A 17365-nucleotide genomic window follows, 5' to 3' on the forward strand; every position below is an offset into this window, starting at 1 on the left:
ATGCACGTGAACTCACGAAATCGGCATTTCTCACCCTGGGACCTCGACCCCCGGCCGCCGCGCGCACTGCGCCGGGCCACCGCGGTGGCCCTGACCGTCGGGCTGGTGGCTACCGCGGCCCTCGTCGGCGGCACCGTCGCAGCCGGCGCCGCACCGCAGCAGGCTCCGCTGGCGGCCATCGAAAAGCCGGCCACCGCGTTCGAGGCCGGCCGCTACGTCGTCACGCTGGCCGCCAGCGCGGTCGCCGCCTACTCCGGCGGCGTCGCCGGTTTCGACGCCACCAAGCCGGCCCCGGGCCGGCAGCTCGACGCGAGATCGAAGAACGCGACCGCCTACGCCGCGCACCTCGCGGCCGAGCAGAGAAAGGTCGCCGCGGCCGCCGGGGTGAGCGTCAGCGTCTCCTACACGACCGCACTCAACGGATTCGCCGCCGACCTCACCGCGGCCCAGGCCGCCGCGCTCTCCGCGAACCGAGAGGTTCTCGCCATCGAAAGGGACGCGATCCGCCGGGTCACGGCGCAGTCCTCGACCGACTTCCTCGGGCTCGGTGATGCCGCCGGCGCCGGCGGCGTCTGGGACACGGTCGGCGGCGTTGACGCGGCCGGCGCCGGCGTCGTCGTCGGTATCATCGACACCGGCATCGCCCCGGAGAACGGCTCCTTCGCCGGCGACCCCCTCGGCACCGACTCCGGCGACGCTCCGTTTCGCACGGCCGACGGCGGCATCCGCTTCGGCAAGTCCGACGGCGGCACCTTCACCGGCGCCTGCATCGTGGGTGTGCAGTTCACCGCGGACGACTGCAGCACCAAAATCGTCGGTGCCCGGTACTACGTCGACGGGTTCGGCGCCTCCAGGATCGGCGCCGAAGGCGTCGGCGAGTACCTTTCGCCGCGCGACGGCGACGGCCACGGCTCACACACCGGCGGCACCGCAGCCGGCAACCACGCCGTCGCCGCGTCGGTCGGTGGCATCGACTTCGGCACCATCTCGGGCGTTGCGCCCGGGGCGAAGATCGCCGCGTACAAAGTCTGCTGGTCCGGCCCCGACCCGGTCAGCCAGGACGACGACGGATGCGCCACCAGCGACCTCCTCTCGGCGATCGACCAGGCCACGGCCGACGGTGTCGACGTGATCAACTTCTCGATCGGCGGCGGTGCGGCCCAGACCACGGTTTCCGCCACCGACGTCGCCTTCCTGGGCGCGGCATCCGCCGGCATCTTCGTGGCGGCGTCGGCCGGTAACGCCGGTCCCGACGCCTCCACGCTCGATAACGCGTCGCCGTGGATCACCACCGTGGCGGCCAGCACCATTCCGAGCTACGAGGCCACCGCCACCCTCGGCAGCGGCCCGGGCTATGGCGGCGGCTCGATCACGGTCCCCGCCGTCGGCGTGACCGGTGCGCTGGTGCGCGGTGACCTCGTCGCCGCCCGGCGCGGAACAGACCCCTTGCTCTGCGGGCCGAACTCGCTCGACCCGGCCAAGGTGACCGGCACGGTCGTGTTCTGTCAGCGCGGCGTCTATGACCGGGTCGCCAAGTCCGTCGAGGTGAAGCGTGCCGGGGGTATCGGCATGGTGCTGGTGAACAAGACGGCCAGCTCGCTCGACCTCGACCAGCACGCGGTGCCGACGGTGCACCTCAACGCCGAAGCGTTCGTGACGGCCTTCGCCTACGCAGGCACCGCCGGGGCGACCGTGACCCTCACGCCGGGCAACGCGCTCGGGACCACTCCGCCCGCCCCGCAGGTCGCCGGGTTCTCCTCGCGCGGACCGGTACTAGCCGACGGCAGTGACATCATCAAGCCGGACGTCTCGGCGCCCGGGGTCGCGATTCTCGCCGGCGGTGCCAACGCCGCGGGTGCGGCAGGCACGTACCAGTTCCTGTCCGGAACGTCGATGTCGTCGCCGCACGTGGCGGGCCTTGCTGCCCTCTACCTGGGCCAGACGCCGAGCGCGAGCCCGGCCGAGGTGAAATCGGCCTTCATGACCACCGCCTACGACACGGTCGCCGGCTCCGGCGCTGCCGTGACCGACCCGTTCCTGCAGGGCGCCGGCCACGTCGACCCGACGAAGTTCTTCACGCCGGGGCTCGTCTACCTGAACGGGGAGAGCGACTGGATGTCCTATATCAAGGGCGCCGGCTACACCGGGGGCGGCCTGGACGCCGTCACCGCGGTCGACCCGTCGAACCTCAACCTGGCCTCGATCGGCATCGGTTCGCTCACCCGGCCGGAGACGATCACCCGCACGGTGACGTCGACCCAGGCAGGCACTTTCGACGCCTCGGTGTCCGGACTCGCCGGCATCGACGTGACGATCGAGCCGTCCACGCTGACCTTCGGCGCGGCAGGGGAGACTCAGTCCTACAGGGCGACGTTCTCCCGAACGGATGCGCCCGTCGACACGTTCGCGACCGGATCGCTCAGCTGGACCAGTGGCGCGACCGTCGTGCACAGCCCGGTGGCGGTCAAGCCCGTCACCCTCGAGTCGCCGATCGCCGCCGACGGAACCGGTCTGGCCGGCTCCGTCGGCATCCGCGTGACGCCCGGCACGACCGCCGACATCCCCCTGGCGACCGACGGCCTCGCGGCCGGCGTGCTGCTCAAGGAGAAGAAGGGCGGCCCGGGCAAGGCCTACACCGGAACGGGGCTCCCCGGAACGGAGATCGTCTTCACCGTGCAGGTTCCGGCGGGAACGGTGGTGCAGCGCTTCGACCTTGATTCACTGACCGACGCCGCCGACCTTGACCTGGTGGTCAACCGATTGAGCGGCAAGGGCGGCACGCCGATCGAAGGCTGGCAGTCGGCCACGGCGGCGACGGACGAACACGTCGATCTGCTGAACCCGACGGCCGGGTACTACCAGGTTGTCGCGTCGGTCTTCAGTGGCACCGACCGGTACGACCTGACCACCTTCACGGTCGCTCCGGGTGCCGGCGCCGGAGCGTTCACCGTTGCCCCGAATCCTCTCCCGGGAGTGCAGGGCGTTGAAGCGACCTACACGGCCTCGTGGAGTGGTCTGGCCGCGGGCACGGATTACCTCGGGCTGGTGCGCTACGGCGACACTGGCTTCTCGACGGTCGTGGCGGTGGAGAACTAGCGGCCGCCAGGTTCGTCAGCGAGGGCGGACTCGCCCGCCGCGTCCGGCGTCGAATTCGTCAGGGGTGCGGTTCTGGGCGGGCGGCGGACGGACACCGACCGAAGGCTTACCCTGAGCTAATGCGATTCGCACGAATGCGCCGAGGCGGCGAGCCCCCCGGCGTGAGCCGGCCGCGGCTGTCCCGAGAGGTCTACGTGCTCGGCGTGATCGCGTTCTTCGTGATGGTGGGCTTCGGTGTCGTCGTGCCGGTGCTGCCCGTCTACGTGCGCAGCTTCGGGGTCGGCTACCTGGAAATCGGCGCCGTCGTCTCCGCGTTCGCGCTGATGCGCTTCGTCTCCAGCCCGTTCACCGGGCGCCTGATCGACTGGGCCGGCGAACGCGTGATCCTGGCCTCCGGCATCGGGATCGTCGCCGTTTCCAGCGGGCTGGTCGGCGTGGCCCAGAACTATCCGCAGCTGCTGCTCCTGCGCGGGGCCGGCGGCGTCGGTTCGGCCATGTTTACGGTGGCGGCCATGACTCTCCTGCTCGGCTCCACGGCACCGGGATTCCGGGCCAGGGCCATCGGGTTCTACCAGGGTGGGTTCCTGCTCGGCGGGATGGCCGGCCCCGCGCTCGGCGGACTCCTCGCCACGATCTCGCTCACCGCACCGTTCTTCTTCTACGCCGCGACGCTCGCCGTTGCCGGCATCCTCGGGCTCGTGCTGCTGCGCCCGGTGCGGGGTGGGGTCGTCGCCGCGGCCGGCCCGGTGCCCGAGCGCATCCCGCTCCGAACGGTGCTGCGGGACACCCGGTTCCGCGCGGCGTGCATCGCCAACTTCTCCACCGGCTGGAACTCGTTCGGCGTGCGCAACGCGCTGATCCCCGTGTTGGTCGTCGAGGTGCTGCGGGGTCCGACCGCCTGGACCGGCATCGCCTTCGCCTTCGCGGCCGTCGCGCAGACGGTGGCACTCGCCCCGGCCGCGCGGTTCGTCGACATCGTGGGCCGCCGCCCGGCCATCATCGGGGCATTCCTGGTCGCCGGACTCACCATCCTCGCGGTCCCGTTCGCGCCGAACATCATCGTGCTCACCGCACTTCTCTGCCTCTACGGCGTGGCCTCGGCGTTCATGGGCACCGCTCCGGCCGCATCCGTCGGCGATGCGGCCGGGGCCGGCGGCGGACGCCCCGTGTCGGTCTTCTCGATGTTCTCCGACCTGGGTGCCATCGTCGGCCCGCTCGCCGCCGGGTTCCTCGTCGACAGCGTCTCCTACCCGGTGGCCTTCGGCGTCGGCGCCCTGCTGTTCTTCGCAACCTCCGCCTACGCGCTGCGGATGCCGCGGCGGGCCCGCCCGGCATAGTCCGGCCGAGGGATTGGCTCGGAGTTGACTTCGAAAATTCTTGCACAGAAAGTGACGAACTCTCAACTATGCGTGCGTCATGGGCTAAAATTGGAACATGACCAACCTCGCGGAAGACCTCAGGCAGGCGGCCGACGCCGTGGCCCTGCTGGGCTCCTCGAGCGCCGATCTTGCTGCCTGCCTGATGACGAAGCGCTGGCCGGTCAGAAGCGAATCGCGTCGGCCCGCCGTCTCCTTGACACCTATGCCGCCTGGATGGCGGCGACCATCGCCCGCCGGTCCCGGCCGGAACTCGGGCACTCAGGGTTGGCCGCTCAGCAGGGGTTCCTCTCGCCGGAGGCCCTGATCCAGAAGTGGACCGGGTCGTCGAAGGGTGACGCCTACAAGCTGGTGGCCGTCGGCACGATGATGGCCGATGCGGAGGCGGCCGAGAAACTCGTCGAGGAGGCGGTCTCAGCGCTCGATGCCGATGCCGCCGAGGTCGCGGCGTTCGTCGCGAAGGTGCCGTGGCAGGCCCCGATCGCCCGGGACGTCACGGCCGGAACCCTTTCCGTCGACGCGGCGGAGTCGATCCGGGCTGGGCTCGGTCAGATCGACGCCGCGGTGACCGCGGAAAAGCTCGCGGCGGCACTCGAAGCCTTGCTGGTCGAGGCGTCGTCGCTGAATGCCGACCAGATCTTCAAACGCGCGAGACGGATGCGCGACACGCTCGCCGAGGCCGGCATCGCCGCCCGGGAGAAGCAGGCCTACGACGACCGCTACCTGCGTGTGTACCGGCTGAACAACGGCAATGTCCGCCTGAACGGGCTCTTCTCGCCGGAAGACGGCGAGGTCGTGCTCTCCACCTTCGACTCCATTACCGCTCCCCGCCGTGGAGGGGTGCGCTTCGTCGACACGGAGCGGGCCGTCTGGGCGAAGAAAATGCAGGACGACCCGCGCAGCAACGAGCAGATCGCCGCGGACTCACTCCTGCAGCTGCTCAAGATCGCCGGCGAGGCTGACCCGGGCAGGGTCTTCGGCGGGCGCCGGCCGTCGGTGCGGGTGATCGTGACCGAGAAAGCGCTCGAGAGCGGTGAGGCGGCTCAGTCGGCTCAGTCGGATCAGTCGGGTCAGACCGAGCAGGTCAACGAGCACGGCCCGGGCAAACCGGCCGCGCACGGGCAGATCGAGGGCAACCCGGTCCTCATCTCCCAGGAGAGCATCGACCGTCTCCTCTGCGAGACCGGCTCCCGCGGCATCACGTTCGACGCCGACGGCCAGATCACCAACGTCGGCCGCGACGAACGACTCTTGACGGCGGCACAGCGGGCCGCGATGGCCGTTCGTGACGGCGGATGCCTCTGGATCGACTGTGACAGACCACCGGCGTGGAGCGAAGCGCACCACATCAACGAATGGTTGAGAGACAACGGGCACACCGACCTCGCCGACGGAGTACTCCTCTGCCACCCGCACCATCTGCTGCTGCACAACCAGCATTGGACGATCATCCGAACCGGCACGCAATATTGGCTCCGGCCCCGGCGGAGGTCGACCCGGAACAGACGCGGATCGCACTGCCGAGCAAGCGGGCGGAGCTGTAGGCAGAGGGTTCGGCCCGTGGTTCCAGGTCTCTGGTCCCTGGTTTCGACAAGCTCAACCACCGGGGCGAACCGGTAGTGCGCCGGCAGTGCTGCGTCGGTGGTTCTAGCGCAGTTCCGCGCGACCGGAGATGACGCCGCTGACCGTGGCCACCAGGGCGAAGACCACCGCGACCAGCGGCAGGCCGAGGTCCCACCAGGCCAGAGCCGCGGCGCCGAAGACGCTGATCTCGATGATGGCCTTGCCGAACGGGTCGAGGCGGAAAACCGCCTTGGGGGAGCGGAACAGCGCCCAGAGCACAATGGCGAAGGCAGGGGCAAGGATGCCCACGAGCAGGCCCGGCCAGGGCAGCGGCCAGGCGGCGAAGCCCCAGATGCCCAGGCTGATGAACGCGAACAATTCGAGCAGGAAGCGCACGATGTCGTTGGGGCTGGTACTGGTCGTCGCGCTCGTATCGGTCACTCGCCCCATCCTACCGAGAGGCGGGAGGCTACCTGAAGATGATGGTGCGGGCGCCGTCCAGCAGAACGCGGTGCTCGGCGAACCAGGTGACCGCCTGGGTCAGGGTGCGGCTCTCCTCGTCCTGTCCGATGGCGACGAGCTCGGCCGGGCTGCGCGAGTGGTCCACCCGCATGACGTTCTGCTCGATGATCGGACCCTCGTCGAGGTCGCCCGTGACGAAGTGGGCCGTCGCCCCGATCAATTTGACCCCGCGGGCGTGCGCCTGCTTGTAGGGGTTGGCGCCCTTGAACCCGGGCAGGAAGGAGTGGTGGATGTTGATGGCGCGGCCTTCCAGCAGCGTGCAGAGTGCGGGGGAGAGGATCTGCATATACCGGGCGAGCACCACGAGCTCGATGTCGTGCTCGGTGATGGCCTCGACGACGCGAGCCTCGAAGGCCGCCTTGCTGGCGGCATCCGTCACCGGACGCGACTCGAACGGCACCCCGTAGAAGCCGACCAGGTCGCGCAGCGTGCCGTGGTTGCTCAGCACCAGCGGAACCTCGATGGGTAGCTGGCCCCCGCGCTGGCGGAAGAGCATGTCGTTGACGCAGTTCCCGGCGGTCGAGGCCAGGATCAGGGTGCGCTTGGGACGCCCGACGACATCGATGACGGATTCCATGGCGTATCTGCGCACGACCGGGGCGAGCTCGTCTTCGAGATCAGCCTGGCTCGCCGCGGATTCCACCTGCAGCCGCATGAAGAACCGGCCGGTGTCGGCGCTGGTGAACTGTTGGCTCTCGGTGATGTTGCCGCGCGCCCGCACGATCGCGCCGCTGACCGCGTGCACGATACCCGGCTGGTCGACGCAGACGAGAGTGATCACCCAATGGTGGCGCGGGTTCGGTGCGAGGGAAGAGGTCATCGGACTAGGTTACCGGCCCCCTGCCGCACACTCCGCCCGTCGGCTAGGCTGTAAAGCGGTCGGCGCAGCACGCCGGCCCCGGGCGCGCACGTCGGCGCGCAGTCGATCCGGACCGGCCCGCGGCACACCCGCGCTGCCCCTGTTCCCGTCTGTGAGCCACAGAGCCATGTCATTCACCGCACCCATCAACCTGCCCTCGCTGGACGCGCCGGACGCGCCGCACGCGCCGGAGAGCAGCACGGCCGCCGCCCGACCCTTCCCCTGGGTGGGCCTACTCGCCCTGGCCGCCGCCGTCTTCCTCTCCGTCACCTCCGAAATGCTCCCGACGGGCCTTCTGCCCGACATGAGCCGGGCACTCGGGGTCACCGAGGGACAGGTCGGCCTGCTCGTTTCCTGGTTCGCGTTCACCGTGGTGCTCACGAGCACCTCCCTCGCCCACCTCACCCGGCGCCTACCGCGGCACGGCCTGATTGTGCTCGTGCTCGTGGTGCTGGCGATCAGCAATGTGCTCACTGCCATCGCCCCCAACTACGCCTTCATGGTGGGCGGGCGCATCATCGGCGGAATGGCCCACGGCCTGTTCTGGGCCGTCGTCGGCGCCTACGCCGCGCACCTCGTGCCGCGGGAACAGATCGGCCGCGCCGTGGCCATCACCGTCTCGGGCGGCACGCTCGCCTTCGTGTTCGGGGTGCCCATCGCCACCGCCGCCGGGCACCTGCTCGGCTGGCGGCTGTCATTCCTGGCCCTCGCCGCCCTCATGCTGATCGGCGCGGTCGTCGTCTGGCGGTTCCTGCCGCCGGTGTCGCACTATGGTGCTCGCGTGACGGATGCCGCGGCAAGCGATCCGACCGCGGCCGGCACCGCGGGGGCCGCCGCCGCTCATGCCGCCACTGCTATCGCGGAACCGCGTCGCGATCCGACCATGCGCGCCGTGATCCTGCTTTCCGTGATCACCGGCCTGACCATGGTCGGGCACTACACGTTCTACACCTACATCGCCCCGTTCCTGATCGACGAGATGGGCGTGGACTCCGGCGCGGTCGCCCCGCTCCTGTTCGCCTATGGGATTGCCGGCGCGGTCGGCCTGGTGCTCTCCGGCACGGTCTTCGGCCCCCGGCCGCAGCTCGGGCTCGTCATCGGCATCGCCGTGTCGGCGCTGAGCGTGACCGTGCTGGCCCTCTTCGCGGCGACGCTGCCGGTTGCCATCACCGCCTTCGTGCTCTGGGGTCTGGCCTTCGGCATGCTGCCGCCGCTGCTGCAGACGCGGCTGCTGCGTACGGCCTCGCTCCGCATCCGCGACACCGCCAGCGCCATCTACACGACCGCGTTCAACGCCGGGATCGGCGGTGGCGCCCTCCTCGGCGCCGCGCTGCTCGGCTCGGCCGGGATGCAGGCCGTGCCGCTGGTCTACGTCGGAATCCTGGCGCTGGCCTTCGTGCTGGTGATCGTCAGCGACGTCGTCGTGCGCCGCCGGGCGGCCTGACCGACGGCGTGCCGATCTGACACGGCTGAGACGACACGATTGAGGGGCGCGGAAGCATCCGCACCCCTCAATCGCGTCGGTTCACCGGCCGCCGATGTACGGGACCGCTGCGAGGATCTCGATCTGGATGCTGACGTTGGTCGGCGTCGTGTACGCGACGGTGTCGCCGACGTGGGTTCCGATGATGGCCTGGCCGATCGGTGAGGACGGGGAGTACACGTCCACCTTCACCTCCGGGTCGAGGGAGACGAGTTCACGCTCGCCAAGGAGGAACACGGTCGCCCGGGTGTCGCCGGAGAGCATCGCGGTGATCCTCATCCCGGGCTCGACCAGGCCGTCGTCCGGTTTGACCGAGGCCTCGGCCTGGCGGAGGGTCGTGCGCAGCTCCCGGATTCGCTCGGTTGTGGCCGCGTTCGGGTTGGGGTCGCTGCCCAGCACAGCGAGTTCCTCGATCAGGAGGGCGAGCGAGCGGGGTGGCAGCCACACCGATTCGGTGGTCATAGGGTTCTCCGTAAATCGCGAGACAATCTGCCGCGCAGTGATCAATCGGCCATGCTAGCCGCCCCGCCTCTCGACACGGGGAAACGGAGATCGGTGGCGTGGCGGCTACTGCTGGTGGTCGGCGTCTTTCTGATCGGCGCCCAGCAGCTGGTCCGACAGCGGGCGGCTGGGGAGGATCGGCACCTGGCCGGTGAAACCCTCACGGGCGGCGGCGATCTCGAGAATACGGCCGCGGCAGGCGTACCAGCCCACGATCAGGAGCGGGATGATGATCACGAGTGAGCTGATGGTGAGCGTGCCGACCGGCCAGTCGAAGGCCATCAGCACGAGCACGGCGACCAGGAAGGCCAGGCTGGCGTACCCCGTATACGGAGCCCCGAACATCCGGAACGCTGGTCGCTGCAGGATGCCGAGCTTCGACCAGGCGTGCAGGCGCAGCTGGCAGAGCACGATCATGCCCCAGGCGCTGATGATGCCGATGGCGGCCATGTTGAGCACGATCTCAAAGGCCTTGTCGGGCACGACGGCGTTCAGGCCGACGCCGAGCAGGGTGACCACGCCGGTGAGCAGGATGCCGCCGAACGGCACGCCGGTCCGGCTCACCTTGCCGGCAAAGCGCGGCGCCGACCCTGCCAGCGCCATCGACCGCAGGATGCGCCCGGTCGAGTACAGGCCCGCGTTGAGCGAGGACAGGGCGGCCGTGAGCACGACCAGGTTCATGATCACGTCGACGCCACCGACACCGATGGTGCCGAAAAACGTGACGAACGGGCTTTCGCCGGCCTTGTACGTGGTGTACGGCAGCAGCAGCGACAGGAGCAGGATCGAGCCCACGTAGAACACGGCGATGCGGATGATGACGGTGTTGATCGCCTTCGGCATCACCTTCTCCGGGTTCTCGGTCTCCCCGGCGGTCGTGCCGACCAGTTCGATCGAGGCGTAGGCGAAGACGACGCCCTGCACCACGAGAACGGATGCGATCAGCCCGTTCGGCAGCCAGCCCCCGTTGTCCCCGATCAGGCTGAAGCCCGCCTCCTGGCCGGGGATCGGAGTGCCGAAGATGACCATCCAGGTGCCGACCAGCAGGAAGGCCACGATGGCAAGCACCTTGATCAGGGCGAACCAGAATTCGAGTTCGCCGAACACGCTCACCGACAGGAGGTTCAGGGAGAGGACGACGGCAAGGGCAGCGAAGGCGTACAGCCACTGCGGCACGTCGCCGAAGGGGGCCCAGTACTTGGCGAAGAAGTTCATGTACAGCGCCACGGCCGTGACGTCGACGATCGCGGTCATCACCCAGTTCAGCCAGTACAGCCAACCGGTGACGAACGCCGTCTTCTCGCCGAAGAACTCGCGGGCGTAGGAGACGAACGAGCCCGACGAGGGGCGGTGCAGCACGAGTTCGCCGAGCGCGCGCAGGATCAGGAACGCAAAGAAACCGCAGATCGCGTACACGAAGACGAGCGAGGGCCCGGCGGTGGCCAGGCGTCCGCCTGCCCCGAGGAACAGGCCGGTGCCGATGGCCCCGCCGATGGCGATCATTTGCACCTGTCGGGCCTTGAGGCCCTTGTGCAGACCCTCGTCCTCGTGCACGTTGAGGGCATCCGAGATGTGCTCGAACGGCGTCTCCACGCCCCGACCGTGGTACTCGGGGTGGTCTGGTTTATGGGGGAGTTGAGTCCCCCGGCTTGCACGCGTCATGGGGCTCTTTACGATTAACGGGTTTTGGCCAACCCTAGCGGCCCCCGGACGGGGCTGGCGTCCACGGCCTCCGGTAGACTGTCTTCGACATTCGGACTTCACGAGAGCCGGGAGGCCGCATGGCGACGATCCTCCTGACTTTCGCTGCCCTGTCCGCGCTCACCCCGATCCTCACGCGGTGGATCTCGACGCGCGTTTTCTACGTCATCGCTTTGCTCCCCGCGACCGCCTTCGGCTACACCCTCTCTCAGACCCGGGCCGTGTCGACCGGCGCAGCGATCACCGAGAGCGTCCCGTGGATTCCCGCGTTGGGTATCTCGCTCTCGTTCCGCGTCGACACCCTCGCCTGGCTGCTCGCCCTCGTCGTGACCGGGGTCGGCGCCCTCGTGCTCGTCTACTGCGCCCGCTACTTCAACGCCGGCGAACCGGCGCTCGGACGTTTCGCGGCGGTCCTGCTGGCATTCGCCGGCGCGATGTATGGACTGGTGACATCCGATGACATCGTCGTCATGTTCATCTTCTGGGAGATCACGAGCGTGCTCTCCTATATTCTGATCGGGCACTACACGTTCAAGCGGGCGAGCCGCGGGGCCGCCCTGCAGGCGTTGCTGGTGACCACGTTCGGCGGGCTGGTGATGCTGGTCGGGGTCGTCATCCTCGCGGTGGAGGCCGGAACCACGTCGCTCGCCGCCATCGTCGCCGACCCCGTCACCGGCCCGGCTGCCACCTGGGCGGTGCTGCTCATCCTGGTCGGCGCGCTGTCGAAGTCCGCGCTCCTGCCCTTCCACTTCTGGCTCCCGGCCGCGATGGCGGCGCCGACCCCGGTCAGCGCCTACCTGCACGCGGCGGCGATGGTCAAGGCCGGCCTCTACCTGGTCGCCCGTCTCGCACCGGGCTACGCCGACACGCCGGGCTGGATGCCGGTGCTCGTCACCCTCGGCGTCGGCACCATGCTGGTCGGTGCGTGGCGTTCGCTGCGCCAGTACGACCTCAAGCTGGTGCTCGCCTACGGCACGGTCAGCCAGCTCGGGTTCCTGATGGTCGTCGTCGGCTTCGGCACCCGGGACGCGGCGCTCGCCGGGGTCGCGCTGCTCCTCGCGCACGCCCTCTACAAGTCGGCGCTGTTCCTGACCGTGGGCATCATCGACCACCGCGCCGGCGCCCGCGACTGGCGGCAGCTCTCCGGCGTGGGGCGCAACGCGCCCGTGCTGGCCGCGATCGCCCTGGTGTCGGTTGCCTCCATGGCGGGCATCCCGCCGCTACTCGGCTTCGTCGCGAAGGAAGCCGTGTTCACGGCGTTCCTGGAAGCCGCACTGGCCGGCGACGGATGGGGCTGGGTCGCCCTGATCGGCACCGTGCTCGGCTCGGTGCTGACGGTCGCCTACAGCGCCCGCTTCTTCTGGGGTGCCTTCGGAACCCGGGTGACCCTCGCGGACACCGCGCTGCACCCCGCCCGCTGGGACTTCCAGCTGGCGCCGGGGCTGCTGGCCGTGGCCACCCTCCTGCTCGGCCCACTCGTCTTCCTGCTCGACCCCGTGCTGGCCTCCTATGCCGACACCGTGCCCGGCGACGGCGACTACCACCTCGCGCTCTGGCACGGCTTCGAACCGGCGCTCGCCCTGAGCGCCGCGGTGGTCGTTCTCGGCCTCGCACTGTTCTGGAAGCGGCGAGGCGTGGCCCGGTTGCAGGGCACCGTGCCGGCCTACGTCGACGCCGGCCAGGGCTACGGCTACACCGTGCGCGGCATCGACCGGGCCGCGGCGCGCATCACCCATTTCGCCCAGATCGGCGGACTGCCGCAGTACCTGTCCACCATCCTCGTCGTCTTCGTGCTGGCGCTCGGGTTCGCGGCCTTCGTGAACCGCAGCTGGCCGGACCAGGTCGTGCTCTGGGACTACCCCGGCCAGGTGGCGATCGCCCTCACCATGGGCATCGCCGCGGTGATGGCCGCGCAAGTCGGCGAGCGGATCACCGCCGTGCTGCTGGCCGGAGTCACCGGCTACGGCCTGGTCGCTCTGTTCGCGTTCCACGGCGCCCCCGATCTGGCCCTGACCCAGGCGCTCGTGGAAACCATCACCATCGTCGTCTTCGTGCTGGTGCTGCGTCGGCTGCCCCAGAAGATCGCCCAGCGCAACCGGCCCATTCACCCGCGGCGGCGCGCGGTGATCGGCGTGCTGGTGGGCGCCGTTATGGGCACCATCGGTGTGATCGCGCTCGGCGCTCGGCAGGCCCCGAGCATCGCCGCGGAGCTGCCGCGACTCGCGATCGAGGAGGGGCACGGACGCAACATCGTGAACGTGATGCTCGTGGACATCCGTGCCTGGGACACGATGGGCGAGATCTCCGTGCTGATCGTGGTGGCCACCGGCGTCGCCAGCCTGCTGTTCGTCTCGGGCCGCAACACGGTCGTGCCGCGGCTGCGCGAATCGCGGAAGCTCCGGTCTCTGCCGCACCGGCGCACGGTGGTCGCCGACCCGGCCGCGCCCTCCGAGGGGCATGCCGTCACCCGCCAGTCCTGGCTCCTGGCCGGTCGCACGGTCGCCGAGAAGGACCGCTCGATCATGCTCGAGGTGTTGGTTCGCCTGCTCTTTCACCCGGCCATGATCGTCTCGGTATACCTGCTGATCGCCGGGCACAACGCGCCCGGCGGCGGTTTCGCCGCCGGACTGATCGCCGGCCTGGCCCTCGTCTCCCGCTACCTCGCGGGAGGCCGCTACGAACTGGGCGAGGCGGTGCCCGTCCACCCCGGCAAGATCCTCGGGCTCGGCATCGTGCTGGCGGTCGGGATGGCCGTGGTCTCCCTCTTCTTCAGCGGCATCGCGTTGGAATCCGCCTACTTCGAAACCACGGTGCCCGTGCTCGGTCCCCTGTCCTTCGGCACCTCGACGATCTTCGACGTCGGCGTGTACCTGGTCGTGGTCGGTCTGGTGCTGGACATCCTGCGCAGCCTCGGCAGCGAGGTCGACCGCCAGCAGGAAGCCGGCGAGACCGAGCCCCGCTCGCAGTCGCAGCAGGGTGCGGAGGCCTCGGCATGAGCGCCTCCCTCACCCTCGTGATCGTGATGGCGGTCATGTACGCCGCCGGGGTCTACGTGATGTTGGAGCGCAGCCTCACCCGGGTGCTGATCGGATTCCTGCTGGTGGGCAACGCGACGAACCTGTTGATCTTCATCATGAGCGGCCGCCCGGGCAACTCGCCCATCGTCACCGGAACGGCCGCCGACGCCGCGATGGCCGACCCGGTGCCGCAGGTGCTCATGCTCACCGCCATCGTGATCAACTTCGGTATCACGGCGCTGATCCTCGCGCTCATCTACCGGTCCTGGTGGCTGGCCCGGCTGGGCGACGAGGGTGACACGGTCACCGACGAGCATGCGACCGAGACTGTGGCAGGCACGGAGAAGTCCTTCCGCTCGGTCACCGAGGACGAGGCAGCCAGCCAGGAAGACCTCGACGCGAGCGAGCGCGAGAGCGAGCTCGATGCCCCTGCCGACGCGCCGGGCAAGGGGATGAAGCTATGAATCTCCTCGTTCCTCTGGTTGTCACGGTCCCGCTGCTCGGAAGCGCTCTGACCCTCGCCTTCGGCCGCCGTCGCCCTCAGCAGATCGTGGTCAGCGTGATCGCCCTGACGCTGGTGGCGATTATCGGCGCCGTCCTGCTGGTGCAGGTCGATCAGACCGGCCCCGCCGTCGTGCACGTGGGCGGCTGGGATGCCCCGTGGGGCATCGTGCTCGTCGTCGACCGTCTCGCGGCGATCATGCTCCTGGTCTCGGCGCTGATGCTGCTCGGTGTGCTCCTGTTCGCCGTCGGGCAGGGCATCGTGGACGGTGACCGGGAAACACCGGTGTCGATCTTCCACCCCACCTACCTTGTGCTGGCGGCCGGGCTGTTCAACGCGTTCATCGCGGGGGACCTGTTCAACCTCTACGTCGGCTTCGAGATGCTGCTCTCGGCCAGCTACGTGCTGTTGACGCTCGGTGGCACGGGTGCGCGCATCCGCGTCGGCGTCACCTACATCGTGGTGAGCCTGGTCTCCTCCATCCTGTTCCTCAGTGCGATCGCCCTGATCTATGGCGCCACGGGCACCGTGACCATGGCGCTGATCGCCGACCGGGTGGCGGACCTCCCGCCCGACGTGCAGCTGATCCTCAACTTGCTGCTCCTGCTCGCCTTCTGCGTGAAGGCCGCGGTTTTCCCGCTGTCGTTCTGGTTGCCCGACTCGTATCCCACCGCTCCGGCCCCGGTCACGGCGGTGTTCGCGGGTCTGCTCACGAAGGTCGGCATCTACGCGATCATCCGCACGCAGACCCTGCTCTTCCCCGACAGCGTGCTGTCGGTGCCGTTGATGGTGGTGGCGTTCCTGACCATGATCGTGGGCATCCTCGGGGCGCTCGCGCAGGCGGACATCAAGAGACTGCTGTCGTTCACTCTGGTGAGCCACATCGGCTACATGATCTTCGGCATCGCGATGGGCACGCCCCTGGCGATCGCGGCCACCATCTTCTACGTCGTGCACCACATCACGGTGCAGACGACCCTCTTCCTCTGCGCGGGGCTGATCGAGCGGGTGGGCGGCACCACCTCGCTGGCACGGCTGGGCGGGCTGCTGAAAGCGGCGCCGTTCGTGGCCTTCCTGTTCTTCGTGGGGGCGCTCAACCTCGGCGGCATCCCGCCGTTCTCCGGTTTCCTCGGCAAGATCGCCCTCTTCCAGGCCGGCGCGGACATCGCCGAACCGGTGACGTACATCCTGATGGGCGCCGGAGCCGCCACCTCGCTGCTCACGCTTTACGCCCTGGCCCGGGTCTGGAACATCGCCTTCTGGCGCGGGGCAGGCGAGGTCGAGGACTACGAGTCGCCGATGCTCGATGCACTCCTCGAGGATCCCGACGACGAGGGCGCGGTCACGACCCGTACCATCTCGCCGCTGATGACCGCCGCGACGACCGCGCTGCTGCTGCTGACCGTCTCGCTCACCGTGTTCGCCGGGCCGGTTTTCGCACTCACCACCCGCGCGGCCGCCAACATCGAGACCCCCGCCACCTACATCGACGCCGTCTTCCCGAACGGCACGCCATGAGCACCCCGAAGCAGCGCCTCGCCACGTTCGCGAATCAGGTGCCTCTCTTCCTGGGGCTCGTGCTGCTGTGGATGCTGCTCTGGGGCTCCTTTTCCTGGCTCAACCTGCTCACCGGAATGTTGCTGGCCGCCATCGTCTCCGTGGGCTTCTACCTGCCCGCGGTGGAACTCGGTCTGCGCCTGAACCTCTGGTACACGCTCATCTTCCTGGTCCGGCTCGGCTTCGACATCGTGCGTGGTTCGCTGCAGGTGGCCGTCCTCGCGCTCTCCCCGCGCTACACGCCCAGCAACGCCATCGTCGCCGTGCACCTGCGCACCCGCAGCGATTTCATCCTGACGCTGACCGGGGTGTCGACGTCCATCGTGCCCGGCGCGATCGTGGTCGATGTGGACCGGGTGCGGTCGACCCTGTACCTGCACGTGCTCAACGTGCATCGGCCGGACCAGGTGGAACGGTTCCGGAACGGCGTCCTGGACGAGGAACGCCGGATCGTGATGGCCCTCGGGTCCCCGGAAGACGTGGAACGTCTCCGCCGGGTCCGCGGCGAGGACCGGAGCGAGCAAGACCAACGCGCACGCGACCAGCATGCGCACGAGAAACGAAAGCGGGGAGGAACCGCCTGATGCACATCGTCGCCGTTATTGCCGGGGTGCTGTTCGGGGCCGGCGCCCTGTGCGCCCTCCTCCGAATCGTGCGCGGCCCGACCGTGCTGGACCGGGTCATCGCCTCGGATGTCCTGGTCGCGACCGTGATCTGCGCGATGGGCGCTGAGATGGCGTTCAACCGGCACACCGACACGCTGCCGGTGCTGCTCGTTCTCGCCCTCTTCGCGGTGCTCGGGTCGCTCAGCGTCGCACGCTTCCTTCCCGTGGAGGACAGCGAATGAGCGACGAACTGCAAGACGTGATCTCGGCGGTTCTGGTGCTCGCCGGGGCCGTGATGTGCCTCGCGGCCGGGATCGGCGTCATCCGTTTCCCCGACGTGTTGTCGCGGCTGCACGCCGCCACCAAGCCGCAGATCTTCGGGCTGATGGCGATCACGGCCGATGTGGCCCTGAACAACTTCACCGTGGGCACCGTCACCCTCGTCATCGCGATCGTCGTGTTCCAGGCGTTGACCGCCCCGGTGGCCGCGCACATGGTGGGCCGGGCCGCCTATGACACGCACCATGTGCGCGTCGACGTGCTCATAATCGATGAGCTGGGCACCCGGCCCGACTGATAAGAT

At 69.1% G+C, this 17365-nt stretch carries 14 protein-coding genes; 10 read left to right on the forward strand and 4 right to left on the reverse strand.

Annotated features, from left to right (window positions below):
* The first annotated feature begins 6 nt into the window (after positions 1–6).
* The 3 genes from E3O62_RS07295 to E3O62_RS07305 all read left to right on the forward strand — a co-directional run bounded on the left by E3O62_RS07295 (position 7) and on the right by E3O62_RS07305 (position 6092).
* Positions 7–3096, forward strand: coding sequence for a S8 family serine peptidase (locus E3O62_RS07295; RefSeq protein WP_241973362.1), 3090 nt, complete (start codon positions 7–9; stop codon positions 3094–3096).
* Positions 3097–3215: 119 nt separating this feature from the next.
* On the forward strand, positions 3216–4433 hold the full coding sequence (locus E3O62_RS07300) for an MFS transporter (RefSeq protein WP_241973363.1): 1218 nt from the start codon (positions 3216–3218) through the stop codon (positions 4431–4433).
* Positions 4434–4688: 255 nt separating this feature from the next.
* A complete protein-coding gene (locus E3O62_RS07305; RefSeq protein WP_134398012.1) occupies positions 4689–6092 on the forward strand; it encodes a DUF222 domain-containing protein in 1404 nt (467 codons plus the stop codon).
* A 27-nt stretch (positions 6093–6119) separates the two neighbouring features.
* On the opposite strand, the gene E3O62_RS07310 is transcribed toward E3O62_RS07305, so the two are convergent.
* Complete coding sequence (locus E3O62_RS07310; protein WP_241973364.1) at positions 6120–6476, reverse strand: YrdB family protein; 357 nt, start codon at positions 6474–6476, stop codon at positions 6120–6122.
* A gap of 28 nt (positions 6477–6504) precedes the next feature.
* Positions 6505–7377 carry a formyltetrahydrofolate deformylase gene (locus tag E3O62_RS07315; protein ID WP_134395077.1) on the reverse strand — a complete coding sequence of 291 codons (873 nt, stop codon included), beginning with the start codon at positions 7375–7377 and terminating at the stop codon, positions 6505–6507.
* A 166-nt stretch (positions 7378–7543) separates the two neighbouring features.
* Between E3O62_RS07315 and E3O62_RS07320 the strand changes: the two genes are divergently transcribed.
* Positions 7544–8860: an MFS transporter gene (locus E3O62_RS07320; protein ID WP_134398014.1), complete on the forward strand. Its 1317-nt coding sequence runs from the start codon at positions 7544–7546 to the stop codon at positions 8858–8860.
* Between the two features lie 81 nt (positions 8861–8941).
* Here the strand turns inward: E3O62_RS07320 and E3O62_RS07325 are convergent, their stop codons facing one another.
* Both E3O62_RS07325 and E3O62_RS07330 read right to left on the reverse strand, forming a co-directional pair.
* A complete protein-coding gene (locus tag E3O62_RS07325; protein ID WP_134395075.1) occupies positions 8942–9361 on the reverse strand; it encodes a GreA/GreB family elongation factor in 420 nt (139 codons plus the stop codon).
* Between the two features lie 105 nt (positions 9362–9466).
* Positions 9467–11062 (reverse strand): amino acid permease, encoded by a 1596-nt coding sequence (locus E3O62_RS07330; protein WP_134398015.1) that lies wholly within the window; start codon positions 11060–11062, stop codon positions 9467–9469.
* 119 nt (positions 11063–11181) lie between these two features.
* On the opposite strand from E3O62_RS07330, the gene E3O62_RS07335 reads away from it, so the two are divergent.
* The 6 genes from E3O62_RS07335 to mnhG are packed head-to-tail and all read left to right on the forward strand — an operon-like array spanning position 11182 to position 17359.
* Complete coding sequence (locus tag E3O62_RS07335) at positions 11182–14097, forward strand: Na+/H+ antiporter subunit A (RefSeq protein ID WP_134398016.1); 2916 nt, start codon at positions 11182–11184, stop codon at positions 14095–14097.
* Positions 14094–14582: a sodium:proton antiporter gene (locus E3O62_RS07340; protein ID WP_134398017.1), complete on the forward strand. Its 489-nt coding sequence runs from the start codon at positions 14094–14096 to the stop codon at positions 14580–14582. Before E3O62_RS07335 ends, E3O62_RS07340 begins: the two co-directional genes overlap by 4 nt.
* Positions 14579–16138: a Na+/H+ antiporter subunit D gene (locus E3O62_RS07345; RefSeq protein WP_134398018.1), complete on the forward strand. Its 1560-nt coding sequence runs from the start codon at positions 14579–14581 to the stop codon at positions 16136–16138. The genes E3O62_RS07340 and E3O62_RS07345 overlap by 4 nt, the downstream gene beginning before the upstream one ends.
* Positions 16135–16761: a Na+/H+ antiporter subunit E gene (locus E3O62_RS07350; protein ID WP_134398019.1), complete on the forward strand. Its 627-nt coding sequence runs from the start codon at positions 16135–16137 to the stop codon at positions 16759–16761. The genes E3O62_RS07345 and E3O62_RS07350 overlap by 4 nt, the downstream gene beginning before the upstream one ends.
* Positions 16761–17024 carry a monovalent cation/H+ antiporter complex subunit F gene (locus E3O62_RS07355; RefSeq protein WP_134395069.1) on the forward strand — a complete coding sequence of 88 codons (264 nt, stop codon included), beginning with the start codon at positions 16761–16763 and terminating at the stop codon, positions 17022–17024. Before E3O62_RS07350 ends, E3O62_RS07355 begins: the two co-directional genes overlap by 1 nt.
* Positions 17021–17359, forward strand: coding sequence for a monovalent cation/H(+) antiporter subunit G (mnhG, locus tag E3O62_RS07360; protein WP_134398020.1), 339 nt, complete (start codon positions 17021–17023; stop codon positions 17357–17359). Before E3O62_RS07355 ends, mnhG begins: the two co-directional genes overlap by 4 nt.
* The last annotated feature ends 6 nt before the right edge of the window (positions 17360–17365 follow it).

The sequence above is a fragment of the Cryobacterium sp. TMT2-15-1 genome (genome assembly GCF_004402345.1).
GTDB classification, from domain to species: Bacteria; Actinomycetota; Actinomycetes; order Actinomycetales; family Microbacteriaceae; genus Cryobacterium; species Cryobacterium sandaracinum.

Bases quoted from the DNA above. Each gene is read 5' to 3' on its own strand.
- E3O62_RS07340 (WP_134398017.1), top strand. From the start codon at position 14,094: ATGAGCGCCTCCCTCACCCTCGTGATCGTGATGGCGGTCATGTACGCC.
- E3O62_RS07335 (WP_134398016.1), top strand. From the start codon at position 11,182: ATGGCGACGATCCTCCTGACTTTCGCTGCCCTGTCCGCGCTCACCCCG.
- E3O62_RS07315 (WP_134395077.1), bottom strand. From the start codon at position 7,377: ATGACCTCTTCCCTCGCACCGAACCCGCGCCACCATTGGGTGATCACT.
- E3O62_RS07345 (WP_134398018.1), top strand. From the start codon at position 14,579: ATGAATCTCCTCGTTCCTCTGGTTGTCACGGTCCCGCTGCTCGGAAGC.
- E3O62_RS07305 (WP_134398012.1), top strand. From the start codon at position 4,689: ATGGCGGCGACCATCGCCCGCCGGTCCCGGCCGGAACTCGGGCACTCA.
- E3O62_RS07330 (WP_134398015.1), bottom strand. From the start codon at position 11,062: ATGACGCGTGCAAGCCGGGGGACTCAACTCCCCCATAAACCAGACCAC.
- E3O62_RS07320 (WP_134398014.1), top strand. From the start codon at position 7,544: ATGTCATTCACCGCACCCATCAACCTGCCCTCGCTGGACGCGCCGGAC.
- E3O62_RS07300 (WP_241973363.1), top strand. From the start codon at position 3,216: ATGCGATTCGCACGAATGCGCCGAGGCGGCGAGCCCCCCGGCGTGAGC.
- E3O62_RS07350 (WP_134398019.1), top strand. From the start codon at position 16,135: ATGAGCACCCCGAAGCAGCGCCTCGCCACGTTCGCGAATCAGGTGCCT.
- mnhG (WP_134398020.1), top strand. From the start codon at position 17,021: ATGAGCGACGAACTGCAAGACGTGATCTCGGCGGTTCTGGTGCTCGCC.
- E3O62_RS07325 (WP_134395075.1), bottom strand. From the start codon at position 9,361: ATGACCACCGAATCGGTGTGGCTGCCACCCCGCTCGCTCGCCCTCCTG.
- E3O62_RS07355 (WP_134395069.1), top strand. From the start codon at position 16,761: ATGCACATCGTCGCCGTTATTGCCGGGGTGCTGTTCGGGGCCGGCGCC.